General features: G+C 71.5%; 14 protein-coding genes. 6 read left to right on the top strand and 8 right to left on the bottom strand.

Going from position 1 to position 15,147, the window contains the following annotated elements:
• Nucleotides 1-756: 756 nt before the first annotated feature.
• The 3 genes from ACH4XV_RS30000 to ACH4XV_RS29990 form a co-directional block, all read right to left on the bottom strand.
• Entirely contained in the window at nt 757-1,659 is a 903-nt protein-coding gene (locus ACH4XV_RS30000) for a hypothetical protein (RefSeq protein WP_395795190.1), read from the bottom strand.
• A 115-nt stretch (nt 1,660-1,774) separates the two neighbouring features.
• Entirely contained in the window at nt 1,775-3,052 is a 1,278-nt protein-coding gene (locus tag ACH4XV_RS29995) for a cation:proton antiporter (RefSeq protein ID WP_395795188.1), read from the bottom strand.
• Nucleotides 3,053-3,843: 791 nt separating this feature from the next.
• Nucleotides 3,844-4,710 carry an NAD(P)H-binding protein gene (locus ACH4XV_RS29990; protein WP_395795186.1) on the bottom strand — a complete coding sequence of 289 codons (867 nt, stop codon included), beginning with the start codon at nt 4,708-4,710 and terminating at the stop codon, nt 3,844-3,846.
• Nucleotides 4,711-4,787: 77 nt separating this feature from the next.
• On the opposite strand from ACH4XV_RS29990, the gene ACH4XV_RS29985 reads away from it, so the two are divergent.
• Both ACH4XV_RS29985 and ACH4XV_RS29980 read left to right on the top strand, forming a co-directional pair.
• Nucleotides 4,788-5,369 (top strand): TetR/AcrR family transcriptional regulator, encoded by a 582-nt coding sequence (locus ACH4XV_RS29985; RefSeq protein ID WP_395795184.1) that lies wholly within the window; start codon nt 4,788-4,790, stop codon nt 5,367-5,369.
• A gap of 297 nt (nt 5,370-5,666) precedes the next feature.
• Nucleotides 5,667-6,008, top strand: a complete 342-nt coding sequence (locus tag ACH4XV_RS29980) for a cyclic-phosphate processing receiver domain-containing protein (RefSeq protein WP_395795182.1) — start codon at nt 5,667-5,669, stop codon at nt 6,006-6,008.
• A gap of 226 nt (nt 6,009-6,234) precedes the next feature.
• Here ACH4XV_RS29980 and ACH4XV_RS29975 read toward each other — a convergent pair whose 3' ends face one another.
• The gene (locus tag ACH4XV_RS29975) at nt 6,235-7,191 is read right to left on the bottom strand and encodes an MSMEG_6728 family protein (RefSeq protein WP_395795180.1); all 957 of its coding nucleotides are present in this window, start codon (nt 7,189-7,191) and stop codon (nt 6,235-6,237) included.
• A gap of 1,020 nt (nt 7,192-8,211) precedes the next feature.
• Complete coding sequence (locus ACH4XV_RS29970) at nt 8,212-8,412, bottom strand: hypothetical protein (protein WP_395795178.1); 201 nt, start codon at nt 8,410-8,412, stop codon at nt 8,212-8,214.
• Between the two features lie 820 nt (nt 8,413-9,232).
• On the opposite strand from ACH4XV_RS29970, the gene ACH4XV_RS29965 reads away from it, so the two are divergent.
• Genes ACH4XV_RS29965 through ACH4XV_RS29955 form a run of 3 tightly spaced genes read left to right on the top strand, consistent with a single transcriptional unit; the run spans nt 9,233 to nt 10,849 of the window.
• Nucleotides 9,233-9,427 (top strand): hypothetical protein, encoded by a 195-nt coding sequence (locus ACH4XV_RS29965; RefSeq protein ID WP_395795176.1) that lies wholly within the window; start codon nt 9,233-9,235, stop codon nt 9,425-9,427.
• Nucleotides 9,424-9,975, top strand: coding sequence for an RNA polymerase sigma factor (locus tag ACH4XV_RS29960; protein WP_395795174.1), 552 nt, complete (start codon nt 9,424-9,426; stop codon nt 9,973-9,975). Before ACH4XV_RS29965 ends, ACH4XV_RS29960 begins: the two co-directional genes overlap by 4 nt.
• A gap of 1 nt (nt 9,976) precedes the next feature.
• Nucleotides 9,977-10,849 (top strand): hypothetical protein, encoded by an 873-nt coding sequence (locus ACH4XV_RS29955; RefSeq protein WP_395795172.1) that lies wholly within the window; start codon nt 9,977-9,979, stop codon nt 10,847-10,849.
• Nucleotides 10,850-10,875: 26 nt separating this feature from the next.
• Here ACH4XV_RS29955 and ACH4XV_RS29950 read toward each other — a convergent pair whose 3' ends face one another.
• The 3 genes from ACH4XV_RS29950 to ACH4XV_RS29940 all read right to left on the bottom strand — a co-directional run bounded on the left by ACH4XV_RS29950 (nt 10,876) and on the right by ACH4XV_RS29940 (nt 14,373).
• Nucleotides 10,876-11,706 (bottom strand): SAM-dependent methyltransferase, encoded by an 831-nt coding sequence (locus ACH4XV_RS29950; RefSeq protein WP_395795170.1) that lies wholly within the window; start codon nt 11,704-11,706, stop codon nt 10,876-10,878.
• Between the two features lie 801 nt (nt 11,707-12,507).
• Nucleotides 12,508-13,086 (bottom strand): hypothetical protein, encoded by a 579-nt coding sequence (locus ACH4XV_RS29945; protein WP_395795168.1) that lies wholly within the window; start codon nt 13,084-13,086, stop codon nt 12,508-12,510.
• Nucleotides 13,087-13,359: 273 nt separating this feature from the next.
• Complete coding sequence (locus ACH4XV_RS29940) at nt 13,360-14,373, bottom strand: saccharopine dehydrogenase (protein WP_395795166.1); 1,014 nt, start codon at nt 14,371-14,373, stop codon at nt 13,360-13,362.
• A gap of 84 nt (nt 14,374-14,457) precedes the next feature.
• On the opposite strand from ACH4XV_RS29940, the gene ACH4XV_RS29935 reads away from it, so the two are divergent.
• Nucleotides 14,458-15,039 carry a TetR/AcrR family transcriptional regulator gene (locus tag ACH4XV_RS29935; protein ID WP_395795164.1) on the top strand — a complete coding sequence of 194 codons (582 nt, stop codon included), beginning with the start codon at nt 14,458-14,460 and terminating at the stop codon, nt 15,037-15,039.
• Nucleotides 15,040-15,147: the final 108 nt, after the last annotated feature.

The raw sequence follows: 15,147 nt of genomic DNA, 5'->3' as shown, positions 1-15,147 counted from the left end.
GGTCGTGGGGTTGCGAGGGGCTCGGACCGGAGGGGGGCGGCCATTGCGTACGCGCAGACGTCCCGCGGGCGGGCGAGGCCGAAGTCCGTTTTCCCGACGGTGACTTGGTCCCCGGGTTGCCGGTGTGCCCCGGTCGCCGCGGCGGAACCGTACATCGCGTCCACACCGGTCCCGGTCACGTCGGGGACCGCGCGCATCGCGTCGACAAAGGTGTGGGCGGGGAGTTCGCGGCGCGGATCCGGTTCCCGGTCGCCGGGGGCCGCCGGCCGCTCGCCGGTTCGGGGCCGCAACCGATGCCCGGAGCTGGTGTTTTGCCCCGATCGGTATCGGTAGGCGGGTAGCGTGCCGGGCCCGATCCCGCCCCCCTGTCGGCGGCCGCGTATCGGATCCGTTCCTCGGGCCCGAGGAACCGGAGCGACACCTCGGCCGGGACCGACTTCACGGTTCGCGCCCGGTCGGCGGCCACAGCGCGCGAATCCGGCGGCGTGGACGTGTGACGACGGTGATCGCGACCGCGAAGTCCGAGTCGCCTCGTCGGGGTACGCGGCGTGGGAAACTTTCGGACAGGCCGGCGGCACGGCCGAGAACCGGTGAGACACCAGGGGTTTCGGTGCCTCGAACTCCTCTGTGGCCGGAACATCCAGTGTCGGACAGCCGGCCGGCAGGCCATATGAGCATGGCTTGCTTTGCTCCCTGTCACTTGAGCGGGTGGGTCGGTCCACGCGTCGCGCCCCCTGTTCGCTCCGATCGTGTGGTTCATCGGATCGGGCGTGCGATGGAGGACTTCGGGGGTGGCCGAAAACGTGGCCACACCCTTGGGCTACCCATCAAGTTGGTTTGAAATACTCGGAGTAGCGGCGCGATCGAAGCGTTCGGCCCACTACGATCCGAAACACGCCGCAAGTGGACGCCCTCGCGCGGCCTGCGGGAGCGCGCACGCCCGGGTGCGGATCGTTCGGAACGCGCCCCCGGCGGGCGGCGATTGCCCGGTAGACACGCGAACCCGCGGTCGCGGGTTCCCGGCGGAGCGGATGCCCACGTTGCGCGGGTGGAGTTCGATTGCACGCCCAGCACGCCGAGTTCGCCGGGCGTCGAGGCGGGGCGACGGCCGGCGGCGCCGATCCCGTCGGGCGAGTTGTACTGGTTGTTGCCGGCCGGCGGTGCCTGCCGCGCGGGCAACGCGGTGTCGTCGACGAGCGTGTCCAGCCGTACCACGCTGTCGCCGATCACCGGGTCCGGCAGGGGATCGAGCGCCGTTCCGCTCTTGTCGTCGCGGTACTCGGGGTGCTGCACGACGTCGGCGTACGCCCCGAAGGACACGGTGTCGACGAAGGCGCGGCCCGCGACGTCGCCCTCCGGCGGCTCGCCACGAGGATGCCGGCGGTCGTGCTCGACGGCCACGAACGGCGCCGGAGTCCCGGTCGTGTCCGACAGCATCGGCGCAACTACGAACGGCTGGGCGAGCCTGGGTATGAAGCAGACCGGTACCGGGCTGTCCAGCGCCGCCTCGTTCGCCCAGGTCGGCCCGGGATCGAAGTCGGCGACTTCACCGAACCGACCCTCGGCCTGGTGGCGTTGCCCGCAGGACGTCTGCGGCGGCCCGAGCCCGGCCGCCGGGCGGACGGCGGAGAGGGAGTCAGGCCAAGGGAGTGTGGTCAAGCGCCTTCACGAGGTCGGCGGGCGTGTCGTAGATGGCGATCGCGCCGGCATCTCGGAGTTCGTCGTCGCCGAAACCTCACACAAGCCGCCCACGGGCGGCGGGGTCCGCCCGGCTTCACGGTCCTCCCAGGTGGGCCGGTTCGCTTCGCGCGCCACCGTCGCCGGCATGCTCGCGATCCGCTTCCGTCCGCTCCGCGGCGGCCTCGTTCTTCCCGCGCGCCGGGAACAACCTTGCGGGCAACATCCGTTCGAAGCGGCCGGAGCGGGTCGCCGCGAGTGGTCCGAGGACCGCCATCACCAGCACGTAACCCGCGATGAACGGTGCGAGTCGGGTGTCGAGGCCGCCGGCCCCTGCCGCGAGCGCGGCCAGGACGAGGGCGAATTCGCCGCGGGACAAGATCGTGAACACCACGTTCGACGCCTGCGACCGGTCCAGACCACCGATGCGCGCGGCGGCCACCCCGGCGACACCGTTGAGGACGAAGGTGAGCAACACCGCGAGGGCCACCGGCCCGGCCACCTTCGCCAGGTCACCGGGGTCGATGGACAGGCCGAACGAGAAGAAGAAGATCGCCGCGAACGCGTCGCGCAGCGGGTGCACGAGTTCCCGGATCCGGGGCGCGCTCTTGGTGGCGCCCAGGATCAGGCCGATCATGAACGCGCCCATCGCGTCCGAGACACCGAGTTCCTCGGCCACCCCGGCGGTCAGGATCGCGAGGCCGGTGAAGATCACCACGAGCAGTTCGTTGTCCTCGGTCGCGATCAACCGACCGACGATCCGCGTCCCCCAGCGCGCGATCGAGGCGAGCAGGATCAGAAAGCCGAACGCCGTACCGACGTCGAGCGCCGCCGCGCGCAGGCCTTCGGTCTCGCCGAGCACGGGCGTCAGCACCGCGAGGTACAGCGCGAGGAAGACATCCTCGATCACGATCACGCCCAGGATCAGACGCGTCTCGGGATTGCCCAGCCGGCCCAGGTCGACCAGCACTTTCGTGACGATCGCCGACGAGGAGATGCCGAGAACGCCGGCCAGGACCAGCGCCTCGCGCCACCCCCAGCCGAGACCGAGCCCGAACAGGAAACCACCGCCGACGTTGAGCACGAGGTAGAGCGCACCCACCCCGACGAGTCGGCGCCCGCCGGCGACCAGGTCGTCGGTGTGGAATTCGAGACCGAGATAAAACAACAGGAAGACCAGGCCGATCGTGCCGAGCAGCTTGAGATCGGCGGGATTGTCGACGAGGGCGATACCGGGTGTGTTGGGGCCGAACAGGATGCCGGCCAGCATGAACAGCGGGATGGTCGGCAGCCCGATGCGGGCGCCGGCACGGGCTAGGATTCCGGCGGCGAGGAATGCGCCGCCGAGCGCGATCAGGGCCTCCGCGAGATGCACGAAGATCACCGTCCTTCCGGGGGCGGTGGTCGGATCCGGGCGTCGTCGGGGACGGCTGCCGTCGGCAGGGCCGAACGTCAGGTCCCGGCGCGATCCGGTGGGCCTCGTGCGGGAGGTGGCCGTGGTCCGTGGCCGGCGGGCGGGTCGACTCCGGGTTCGACACGGGGCTCGGCGGAGCACAGGCTTGGAAGTCGGCCGTCGGTGGCCACGTACGCCGAGAGATCGACGTGCACGGGGATCTCGGGTCGATCGAGTTCGCCGGCGACCGCGACCGGCGCGGAGGTCGTCGAAGCGGACGGACGATCCTGGAGGCGCACCTGGCCGTGCCCGCCACCGGAACCGGGCGTCGCATGCACGTTGGCGGCGGCCACCGGCAACGATCCACCGGTTCCCTCACCCCGGGCGAACCCGGCGCCGAAAGCGGCCACAAGGGACAGCGCGAAGAGCAGCGCGACCACCGAAACCGGCAGGCGATTCGATCGCTGCGGCACGCGCGCTCCCCTCCGCCCGGAGGGCGCCGTCGATTCCCTTGGCAAAAACTTTACCATCCCGTGAAACTCCAATACCGAGCACCACCGAGACGTACCGGAACGCACAACTCCGACAGGGCTGTTCCCGGGGCCGGGAACCCGCAGCACCCGGGCCTGTGCGGTCGCGCGGTCGTGCGTCCATCGGATGTGCCGCAGTCGGGCGAGCCGCCGGTGCCGGAACACTCCCGCGTGGGGTACTTCTCCGTCCGGGCGGCCGACGCTCGGACGTCGACGTCCGTGAAGTCCGAGGCCGCCACGATCTCAGCGGAGGGCGTCCCCGTGCGCAGCGAGGAACGCCGCGAAGGTCCGGGGTTCGCGGCCGGTCAGACGCTCGACCTCGGGCGTGGTCGCAGCCAGCGAGCCCGTGCCCACGTCGGCCCACAGGTGGGCGACGTCGTCGGCGAACCGCCGGGGCACGCCCTGGGCTTCGAGCCTGGCCGCCATGTCCGCGGCTGCCAAGCCGACGACACCGACGGGCCTTCCGAGGGCACCCCCGAGGTGGCCCGCGACCTCGCGCATGGTGAGCGCTTCCGGACCGGTCAGGACGAAGGTTTCGCCCGCGCCGCGTGGTTCGGTGAGCAGTACGGCCGCACTCGCGGCGATGTCGTGGCAGTCGATGTACGACACGGGCGCATCGACCGCCGGGGCGATGAGGCTTCCGTCGTCGTCGAACGTGCCCGCGCCGGTGAGGAAGTTCTGCATGAAGCCGCTCGGGTGCAGAAGCGACCATTCGACACCGGACGCCTTCAAGTGCCGTTCGATCTCCCAGTGCGCGCCCTGCGCGAGCCTGCCGCCCTGGTGGGCGTGCCATACGGAGACTTTGACGATCCGCCGTACGCCGGCGCGCGCGGCCGCGTCGATGACGGTCTTCTGCTGCCCGACCATGGGCTGCGGGCGGTCGTCGGCGGTGGGGACGGCGCCCGCCCCGTTGAGCAGGACCCGATCGATGCCGGCGACCGCCGCCGAGATCGATTCGGGCTCGTCGAAGTCGCCGACAACGTACGGGCAGCGCAGGGCACGGCCCTGGTCGGCGTTGCGGACGAGGGCCTTGAACGGCACCCCGAGTTCGTCGAGCCGGCGGACCAGATGCCTGCCGATGGATCCGGTTGCCCCGGTGACCAAGATCATGGGAAGCCCCTTCGGCTAAGGTGAGGAGTCCTCGGAATATTAATCCGAGGGGCCCTCAACTTGTCTAGAGGTGATGCATGAGCGGTACGGGAACGCGCCGGCCACGCGCCGACGCACGACGGAATCGGGAACGCATCCTCGCGGCGGCCGAGCAGGCGTTCCGTGGGCAGGGCACCGGCGCGTCGTTGGAGGGCATCGCCCGGCAGGCCGGTGTAGCGATCGGAACGCTGTACGGGCACTTTCCGAACCGGGGCGCGCTGGCTGCGGCACTGCTGCGCGAACAGCATGCCGCCCTGTTCGAATTCGGTGACGAACTGCCCGCACACGAAACGGCGTTGGCGGCCCTGACGGCGTGGATAGGCGCGGTTTCGGTGCACGCCGCGGCGTACCGGGGGCTGGCGACGCTGCTGATGGAGGGCTTCGCCGACGAGGCGTCCGAGCTGCACGACGCGTGCGCACACCTGGCGGCAACGACGCAACGCCTGCTGTCGGCCTCGCGCGACGCGGGAGCGGTCGGGGACGATGTCACCGCGGAGGACGTGCACGCGCTGACGAACGCCGCCGCATGGCTGCGCGAGCAGGTGCCGCCCGAGCAGGCCGATCACTTGACGACCCTGCTGGTGCGCGGCCTGCGCGCGGGCGACGACGGCACGCACTGACCGCGTTGCGAAAGAATGCGTCACAAGCGCGGGTACGAGGCCGAGGCTCGTCGCCGACCGCGGGTTCGCCGTCGACGAGGCCGCGCCGCCCGCCCTGCTGGACGTGCGGTTGTCGGGTCCGGTTCGGTTCGCAACGACTCGGCGCCGACTTCCGCGACGACCGTGACCTCGGCAGGTGGTGACCGCCGGCCCTCGTCGGCGTGCTCGCCGGTACGTCGCATATCGCGCCTGCGTACAATCCCGGCGGCTGCCTCGTAGCGGTGCCCACCGTGGCCACTGCGTTGGGATGATGGTTGGATGAGCGAAGACCCGTCCCGGGCGCCGACGCCCGTCATCCTCGGCATCGACGACCTGCGGCCGTTGCCCAGGGCCACGCGGATCGCCCGGACCAGCGGCGACGGGATCCGGCTCCTGCACGAGCACCGCGACCGCTTCGTCGACGAACTCTGGCTCGACCACGATCTCGGCGGCGACGACAGCATCCTGCCCGTGTTGACCGTCCTGGAGGAAGCCGCCTTCGACGGACGGCCCTTCCGCATCGGAACGATCTTCGTCCACAGCGCCAACCCCATTGGCGCCGACACGGTCGTCCGCTCGCTCACCCGCTGGAACTACCGGGTCCGCCGAGCAACGGCTTGAGCATCCGCGCCGCGGAGCCGGGACCCCGGCGCTGCGGTCCGGGTCGCGTTCGTATCCGACGGGGCCCGGCTGCGAAGACGGGCGGGCCCACCCGTGAATCCGATCGTGTCCCGGCTTGCGGTCGCCCCCGGTCCCGCTCCGGCCATCGAGTCCCGGGCGCGTGCGGGGCTGCGGTCCGCGCGTTTCGTGCATGGGCGCCGACTGCCGCGCCGGGTACGCGACGGGCTCATGCCGGTCGAAGTCGTAGGATCGGCACCCCCGTCGGTCGTGGGACGCGGTCCGGGTGGGCGGCGTGGTCGACCACGATCAGGCCCGGTCGCCCCCACCGCGCGGCGATCGACCGGCCGGGCCGCAGAAACCGCACCGGCACGGGCGCCCGCGCCTCCTCGCGCATGGCGCGCCGATCCGCGGCACCGGCTTCGCGCGCGGTCGACCCTCCCGGCACGGCCGCGTCCCCGCGGACGGGGGGCCACGTCGGCGTCGCGTCCGTGGCCGTCGTCTCGTCCGGCAGGGGCCCTCCGGTGAACCACACCGTGACCCCCGGCCGGGCCAATCCGGCCAACAGCGCGAGGTCGCGGCCCTCCACGTCCGACGCCTCGACCTCGAAGTCGCGGCCGCGCGTGATCGCGTCGAACGCCTCCCGCTCCTGCTCGGTCGCCTCGTCCCGGCCCAGCGCACGCAGCGCCGGGCCCAACGTGTGCGCGGATGCGACCGGGATCCGCATCGGCCATCGGGGATAGCGCGGGAGGGGCCACACGTACGGCAGGCCGGCAGGGGCTCGCGTTTCGTACCGCGGCCGGTAGTACTCCTCGTCCTTGGCCATCAGCACCGAGCGGTGGCCGGCGTGGAAGTCCGGATCGCCGAGCCACGGCGGCAGCAGGCCGTCCCGGTACAACTCGGGCCGATACGGAACCCGCCCCGCGGTGAATTCCAGCAGTCGGGGAGCCACCGTGTCGCGAAACCCCCGACGCGTCCACTCGGTGCACATCGCCACGCCGTAGCAGACCAGCGCGGGAACGAACCCCCGCCACATCGCCACCGCCGGATGATGCTTCCAACCGTAGGTCGGCCATACCAGCGCCCGCAGGACCTGGAACGTCTCCACACGCTGCTTGCCGAGCCTGCGGTCATCGAGGATCCGCGCCGTCGCCTCGAAACCGGATTCGGGCAAAAACGTCTGCACAGGCGCCTCCAGAAGTCGAGTGCGTGTACCCGTGACACCCCCGCGAAACCGGCCCATGCGACCGCAGCCCAGCCCGCGCGACGGCCCGGACCCGCTCGGTGAGTCCGGCGATGAGCGCCGGTCCGAGTTGTCCGGTGGCGAGGGCCACCGGGTTGCCATCGCGCGCGGTGGCGGCCGATCCGCCGTTGTTGCCGACGGACGAGCCCACCAAAGCCCTGACGTGGGCATGAAACCATGCCACTTTTGGCTCGTGGAGTTCGATCCACCGGCTGCTACGCCACATCCACGACCGGGGGTTCCACGGCCTACCAGAGCCGCGGGGCTTCGACGCCGACGGCAACGAGGCGATCACCTTCCTCGACAGCGAGATGCAACGCGCCCGCCCCGGAACGCTGTTGAGGCACGCGCCGTGCCGGATGCCGGCGACGGTATCGGAACCGTGCGGCGCGGACATCCGGCGCGAGGCCTTCGCCGGGGCCGGCGCCCCGGACTCCCGTTGCACCGACGCGGTGATCACGCACGGCTCGCCCGCGGCGCGACGCCTGCGTGGACGTTCGGCCCCGCGGGTGGGGTGCACTCAGCCTGGACCGCCGGACCCGAACCTGTTGGGGCTCCGGATCGACGCCGGCCCGGCCCGGCTGTGCCGTCGTCTCGGGTGTGCCGGGCGGCGTGACGAGCGCGTCTGACGGACCCTGATCGGCATGTTCGGTCGGTGATGATGAGGATGACGTCGACGTCCTGGTCCTCGACGTCGATCCGACCGACGCAGGGCACGGACCACGCGGGCCTGGACGGTGGCAGGCGACCGTGCACAGCTCGGTGGCCCTGCGCGACGTCACGACCCGCCGGGGATCGTGGCCGTAGGCGATACGGCACGGTGGCCGCCGTAGGCGTGTACCCCTGGCCATCGGCCGATCCGCCCGGAAGGCGTATCCACTTGCCCTTCGGCCGCATTCCGCGCACGCGCTTGGCGATGTACGCGGGCATCCGAATGGTGACGGGTGCGCAACACCGCTCAGGTCAGAGGCAGATGGCGCCGCCGGTGCTCGGGACGCCCTCGTGGCCGGGTTCGGGAACCCGCTCGTTGGGACACTTCGCCTTCGGCGGGTACGTGGCCATGGCGGGCGAGGCGGCGACGGTGGTCATCGCACCGACCGCGATCACCACCGCGCCCACGGAGGTCGCCCAGCGGGCGCGGGAACGGTGAGCGGAACGGGACATGCGGCAACCTCTTTCGGAAATCGCCGACTTCGGTCGTGCCACGTCGGCGCGGTTGGGAGCCCGGCGGCCGACGCAATGGTGTCGAACCGCCGGCGCATTCGGCACAGCCGAGTATCGGTTCGCCCCTCGTGACCGTGACAGGTCAAGGTCTGCCCTCGCACGATGCGCCGTCGTGTGCTCCAGCCGAGGAGCGACGTGACTCCTGCGCAGATCGAGCGATACTCGCTACCGACCGCTCCGCGGAAGCCGGCCGATCGGCGCGGTGCCCAAATGGGCGACACCGTCCAGGCCGAGGCCCAGTCGCCCGACGAACTCGCCGCCGAGCTGAGGGCCGGGCTCGACGCTGTGGGGGATCACGCGCCCTCGCGAAGGCCAGGCGCCGCACCCGGGCCGAGCGCGCCGCGATTGTCCGCACCGCGACAGCCGCGACGAGGACCCGCTGGTCGTGGTCAGTGAGGCCGCGCCCCTGGGCCTGCCGGCCGCCCTGCGGGACGCCCCTCGAGCGCGAGCATGCCACACAACGGGTGGACGTAGCGCGCCTCGTGCGCGTGGTCGGCCAGGTGCGTGTCCGCGACGGCTGGCATCTCCGCGATTCGTGCGGCGTGCGGCTCCGGCGCCGGGTCGTATTCGCGGTACCGGCGCCGGGGCCGCCCCGCGCAGAACGTGTGGTCGGCGAATCACGAAGCGTGGCGAATTGCTTTGCACAAACGGGGCCTTGGTGCGCTTTGCTGGGAAGTACGGGCCGCGGTGAGCGGCTCGGTTCCGGTTGGCGCCGTCCCATGGTGGGCGGCGCGAGGCGTTTTCTGGGGGAGGGATCAAGATGGCGATCCGGATAGAGCCGGTGATCGCGGGGGCGACCGCCGCGCGGGTGTTCGGGGCCGACATATCCGTGCTGGGCAGGCGTGCGTCGGCGGCGGTGGTGCGCGTGGGAGCCGCGTACGAGGCCCGGCGTCCGGACGCGAGCACGGGTCGCGACCGGGCGGGGGATCGCGGGTGTGCGGAGGTCGGACCATGAGCACGCCGCAACTCCCGGCGTCGCGCCTGAGTTTCCAGGCGTTTCACGCGTTATACGCCAAGCCGTGGTTCGACTACGTCTACCTGCAGACCGCGGACAGGGAGGTGGCCAGGAACACGGTGCGCGAGGCGTTCGGGCATCTGGAGCGCGAGTGGCAGCACGCCCTGGAGCAGGAGTCGGTGTCCGCGTACGCCTGGCGGATCCTGAAGGAACACGTGGGGGCGTGGCTGGTCGCCAACGGCCGTGTCGTGGCCATCCGCGAGACGGCCGCGTTCGCCCCGCTCGCCAGGGCGCTGGACCTCACGCGCGACCGGTTCGCGTTGATGGAGAGCCGACTGGGACTGTTCCACGCGCTGTTGCGGCTGACCGAGCGACAGTACGACGTGATCGTCCTGCGCTACGTGATGGGCTGCACCGACGCGGAGGTGGCGGGCCGGCTGGGCGTGGCCGAGAGCACCGTACGCTCCACGGTCCGCCACGCGAAACGCCGCCTCGCCCGGGAACTGCGCATCTCGGAGCAGCCTCGGACCACAAGCGGAAGGAACTGACGTGCGCGACGACCGAGGCCCCACCGCCCTGGACGAACTCCTCGGGGACGCCGCCACCGTCGTGGACGCCCCCGACATCGCAGACCTCACACCACGGCGAAGCGATCCGATCGGCGAGGGCTGCGGGCACTGTTCGCCGGCGGAGCGGATGATCGACCGCATCGCCGCGACCGACCCGGGAACCCCGGCGCCGTCGTGGGCACGCAGCGAACACGAGCAGGCCGCCCACGAGTTGGGAGTGACCGCCGTCCTGGTCCTCAACCGGCCCGGCGCCGCCGCGAGCCTGTCCCGGCTGGTGGACACCCGCCGCATCGACCCCGAGGGCGCGCTCGTCTACGGCTGCCTCCTGCACATCGCCGGCCGGGTGGACGCCGCCCAGTTCTGGTGGCAGTTCGCCGCCGGCGGCGGCAGTTACACCGCGGCGACATGCCTGTGCCTGCTCCACCGCGGCCTGGGCGAATGGCGCGACGCCCAGTACTGGCGCGACCAGGTGCCCCTCCTGGAGGAACAGGCCGGCCGGCGCACCACCCGCCCCCTCCACAGCAGACACCCCCTACTGCCCGAGGAGGTGCGCCGCGACATCCTCGCCCAGACGCACCGCGGCCGGACCCCGCGCCTGCCCCCCGCGCTGGAGGCGGTCGTCAAGGGTTTGCCCGTGGCGGAGGACGACCCCGATTTCGGAGAGATCCCGCAACCGGGCGAACACCTCCTGGACGGACTGCGCCGCGCAGGCCGCCGTTTCACGACCACACCGGCGGACGCGGCGCCCGATCCCGTCCGACCCGGCCCGCGTCACCTTCCGGATCAGAACGACGCGGGACATCGACCCGGGTGCCGGTTCTCACCGCGGCCGGCGCCACCCACGGCGATGTGAGGACGCGGCCCGGTGCCGTCTGGGTCTCACGGTTTGCGGGCGATCCCGCCGTGACAGGAGACCTCGGCGGCCCCGGGCACGGCCGCACCGGGCGGCGGATCCCACGCGGCGACGGAGGTGACGCCCGGCGCGAGGACGGGCCAAGGGAACAGGGCCTCGATCTCGCCGCGCGTCCGGGTCTGCGCGGGGATCCCCGCCTCGTGGTAGGCGGACACCAGTTTCGCCCAGCCCACCGGATCGAAATCGTGAGTCACGTGCGACAACGCCAGGAAACTCCCCGCCGGCAACGGCTCGACGAGCCTTGCCACGACACCGTGAGGATCCTGCTCGTCGGGCACGAAATGCATGATCGCTATCAACAACACCGCGATCGGCTGTGTGAAGTCCAACGTCGACCGCAACGCGGGATGCGCCAAAATGCTCTCCGGCTCACGCAGATCCGCCTGTATGTAGGCGGTCGCACCCCGCGGATCCCCCCTCAGCAAGGCCCGGGCATGCGCCAACACGATCGGATCGTTGTCCACGTAGACCACCCGCGACTCCGGCGCCACCGCCTGCGCCGCGTCGTGCGTGTTGCGGCCCTCGATGGGGATACCCGTGCCGATGTCGAGGAACTGCCGTACCCCGCGCCGCGCCAGCTCGGCCACCACCCGCAGGAGAAACCTGCGATTCTCCCGGGCGGTGGTGAACAACGAAGGGAACGCCCGCAGCGCGTTCGCCGCCGCCGCCCGGTCCGCGTCGAAGTTCGTCTTCCCGCCGAGGTAGTAGTCGTACATCCGCGCCGAATGCGCCACGTGCACATTGATCTCCGGCGTGTCCCCCGGCCCATCGCCCCACGATCGATCCCGCGCGTCCATACCGGCCCCCTGATCTCGATCACGCCCCCACCCGCACGGGAACGAGAATGTGTTCCACCACACCATGCCCTGCCGCACCCGACCGCGATCGAAACGAACCCACTCGATCCGATCCCGGGAGGGACGCCGGCAACCATCCCCTTCGCGGCCCACGACCGGCGGATCGACGCGGCCGGCCGCTCGGCCGGCCGGGCCCGGCGCCGGAGGGCCGGCACGAACGAGAGTGCGGAGCAACCCGCGAACCTCGCCACGAGACCACCGTCGACCGCGAGCGCGAACTCGCCCGTCGACCGCCCGCGACCGTGTCCGGCGGCCGGCACGAGCCGATCGATCACATCCGGACGGCGCCGGCGCGCCCACGCCGAAGTCAGCGAGCGTCCCGGCGGAACGGGAACGGGCGGTTGGCCAGGGGCTGGTGGCGGCGGATCGCGATGTCGGAGCGGACTCGGAAGTCGGCCGGTACGCTCGACACACGGTCGCCGCGTCCTTCACGCGACCACGGCGGCTCTCGAAGCGGCGCCGAAATTCCAGCGTCGCGTTGTGGCGACCCCAGGGTCGATGTGGCGTCTACCGCGTGGTGTACACGACCCGGGCCCATCGCACCAGACGCTCGACCAGCGGAGGCGGTCCGTCGACCTCCCGGGCACCCGCCGCGACCACCGCCCCGCGAGCCGCTCGGGAAGGGACGGTCCCACGGCCGGAGCCTTCGGCCGCCGCGAACCGGTCGACATTCCCGAGACCCCGACGCTCCCGGGCGGCGGCGTGAATCGGCTTCTCCCCGCTCCACGTTCCGGCCCACCGTCAGCGTTCCGGACCGCGCCGGGCCTTCGCTCCCGGAGCACTGGGCGCACCAGGCGCACCGGGTGGGACGAACCCGAACCGCCGGTCCCTGTCGGCGTTCTGTCCACGCGTGGCCGCCGCCGTCGGCTCCGGGCGGCCCTGGAATCCGAATTTCTGCGTCGTCCGTTCGCCGCCTCGCGCCTTTTTCGCGGGGAGGAAGCCCAGGCTCGGACGCGAGGACCCATCCGGTGATCGGGGTGTGCTCCCGGTGGGCGCGGGGGCCTCGAAGCCCGCCTTGACCCGGGTGGGCGCGGTGTTGGCCCGGGGGCGGTTGTCCGCCATGCCCTTGCCGCCCACGAATCCGAGCGGCGCCTCCGCCGAGAGGGCCGGCGCCGGTTGGGCCGGCCCGGCCCCGTCGGGTTGGTATCCGAATCGGACCCGATCGCCCGACGCGCTCTTGGGCGCGGTGTACAGCGGTTTGGGCGGCTCGAACCCGAAGCGCTGGAAGGGATGTCCCGGATTCTGCCGAACCGCCGGAAGAAGCTTCGGATTGGAAGGCTTTCCCGACGTCAGCTCCTTCCGCTGGTACTTCTCGGTCATCGTCACTCCCGGTTGGTTTGAGGTACCCAAAAGCAATATGACACACCCCGGGCCCCACCAAGTGGGCCGCTCGTCCCCGGACTTCGGGTCTCGGCCGGTTCCGGGGCGAATAGGCCCGAATGCGCGGGAGTCGCGGATCGCCTCGGCGCCGCCGAGGGCGGCGGAGGCCGCCCTCCCCGACGACTGCGAGCGCGACATTCCGCATCATCGAAGGCGTCGACCGACCGGCGGGGCCGGCCGTCGCCGAGCATCCGTCACTGCGGCGGCAGGCATTTATTCGTTGCCGGGCGCGTCGACGAACTCGGCGCCGATTTCCTCCAAACGCTCGGCCGCGTAGGACGCGTCGAGCAACGCCTCGGGGGTGTGGACGCCCGGCGGTACGGCTTCGCCGCGCAGCCCGAGCAGTCGCTCGACACCGAGGGCGATGCCCAGCGCGGTCAGCGGTCGCTGCCCTTCCGGATGGACGAGGTAGCGGTGCAGGCTGCGCGGTTGCCCTCCTGGGCCGGTTCCCTCGACGTCGATCCGGACCTCGATGGAGGCCGGACCGCCGCTTCGCCGACGCGCGGACTCGCCGATGGCGAAGTCGAAGCGGACGTTCGGCGCTCCCGTCGCCAGGGCGAGACTCGGCACGTCGAGGATGGCGATGCTCTGGCCGGGCACGACGATCCCGTCGGTACCCGGTACATCCGTTCGTGCATCGGGTTCGGCGACCCACGTGAACACGCCGTCACGGCGTACCAGTCCGGCCGAGGTGGCGATGGCCCATCGCTCCAGATCCGCCAGCCCTGCGGGGCCTCCGGCGTCCGACTCGTCCAGGATGGCACCGATCCGGATCGTGTCGATCCGTTCGAACTCCCTGGTGGCGTACAGCGTCGCCAGAACACCGATCCCCGCGCAGAAGTGACTCGCTACCAAAACCGGTGCACCGTCCGGCCGTTGGGCGCTCGCGACGATCTCTGGTGCGATGTCCACCAGGCCGCTGGAGATGCTCAGGTAGGGCAACCCGCGCTCCTGCGCGAACCGCAGCCCCTGCAATCGGTTGTCCCACAGCGCGGCGACGACAGCCAGATAGCCTCCGTCGGTCGGCAGGCCCAGATCCCCGCGCCGCAGGTCGACGGTCACGGCCGTGGCCGCGCCGAGTTCGTCGGCGACCCGCCGCGCGCGGCCGAGGTCGCGGCCCGCGATCAACAGGGGCAGTTCCGGGTGCCATCGGCGCAGCACGGCGGCGGCGCCCGCGCCCGCCTGCCCCGAACCGCCCAGGATCAGAACCGAGTCGGGTCGTCCCATGGTGAGTCTCCTTCGCAGCGGCTAACCTACATTTTGTAACCTACGTTTTGTAGCATAGCCTGAGAGGAGACAGCAAGGAGGACCATGGCGACCACACCGACCCGCCTGTCCAAGCAGGCCAGGCGGGAACAGTTGCTCGACACCGCCGCGGCGATCGTGCGCTCCCGGGGCGCCGACGGGCTCACGCTGGTCACCCTCGCCGAGGCCGCGGGCGTCAGCAGGCCGATCGTGTACGACCACTTCGGCACCCGCCCCGGCCTGCTGCTCGCGCTCTACCGGCGCCTCGACGAACGCCACCGGGCCTCGGTCACCCGGGCACTGCGGGACGCAGTGCCCGTCGCCGAGGAGGTCGCCCGCGTCATCGGCGCCGCGTACTTCGCCTGCGCCACCGACATGCCGGAACTCAACGCCGTTTCGGCGGCACTGAAGGGCAATCCGGACATGGAGACGGGCGGACAGGAGATGACCGACAACTACACGGACCTGATGGCCGCCGCGCTGCGGCCGTACACACACCTCGAGCCCGACGCCCTCCGACTGTGCTGTGCCGGCGTATTGGGTGCGGCCGGGGCGCTCGCCACCGAACTGAACCACGGACGGGCCTCGGTGGAAGACGTGGTGGACGCGCTGACCGGCCTGATCATGGGCGGACTCAAGGCCGGGTGAACCACCGTGGTGAGGCCCGAGGTTCACCTCGCCGTGGACCCCACACGGGTGGCAGGACGCAACCGCACGAAAAGGCTGTTACCGACCGGTGGAGCCCCGGGTCATCCC

This window comes from Embleya sp. NPDC020630, from assembly GCF_044334985.1.
In the GTDB taxonomy this organism is placed as follows: domain Bacteria; phylum Actinomycetota; class Actinomycetes; order Streptomycetales; family Streptomycetaceae; genus Embleya.
Note: the sequence above shows the minus strand (reverse complement) of the source record. Positions and strands in the feature narration are given on the sequence as shown.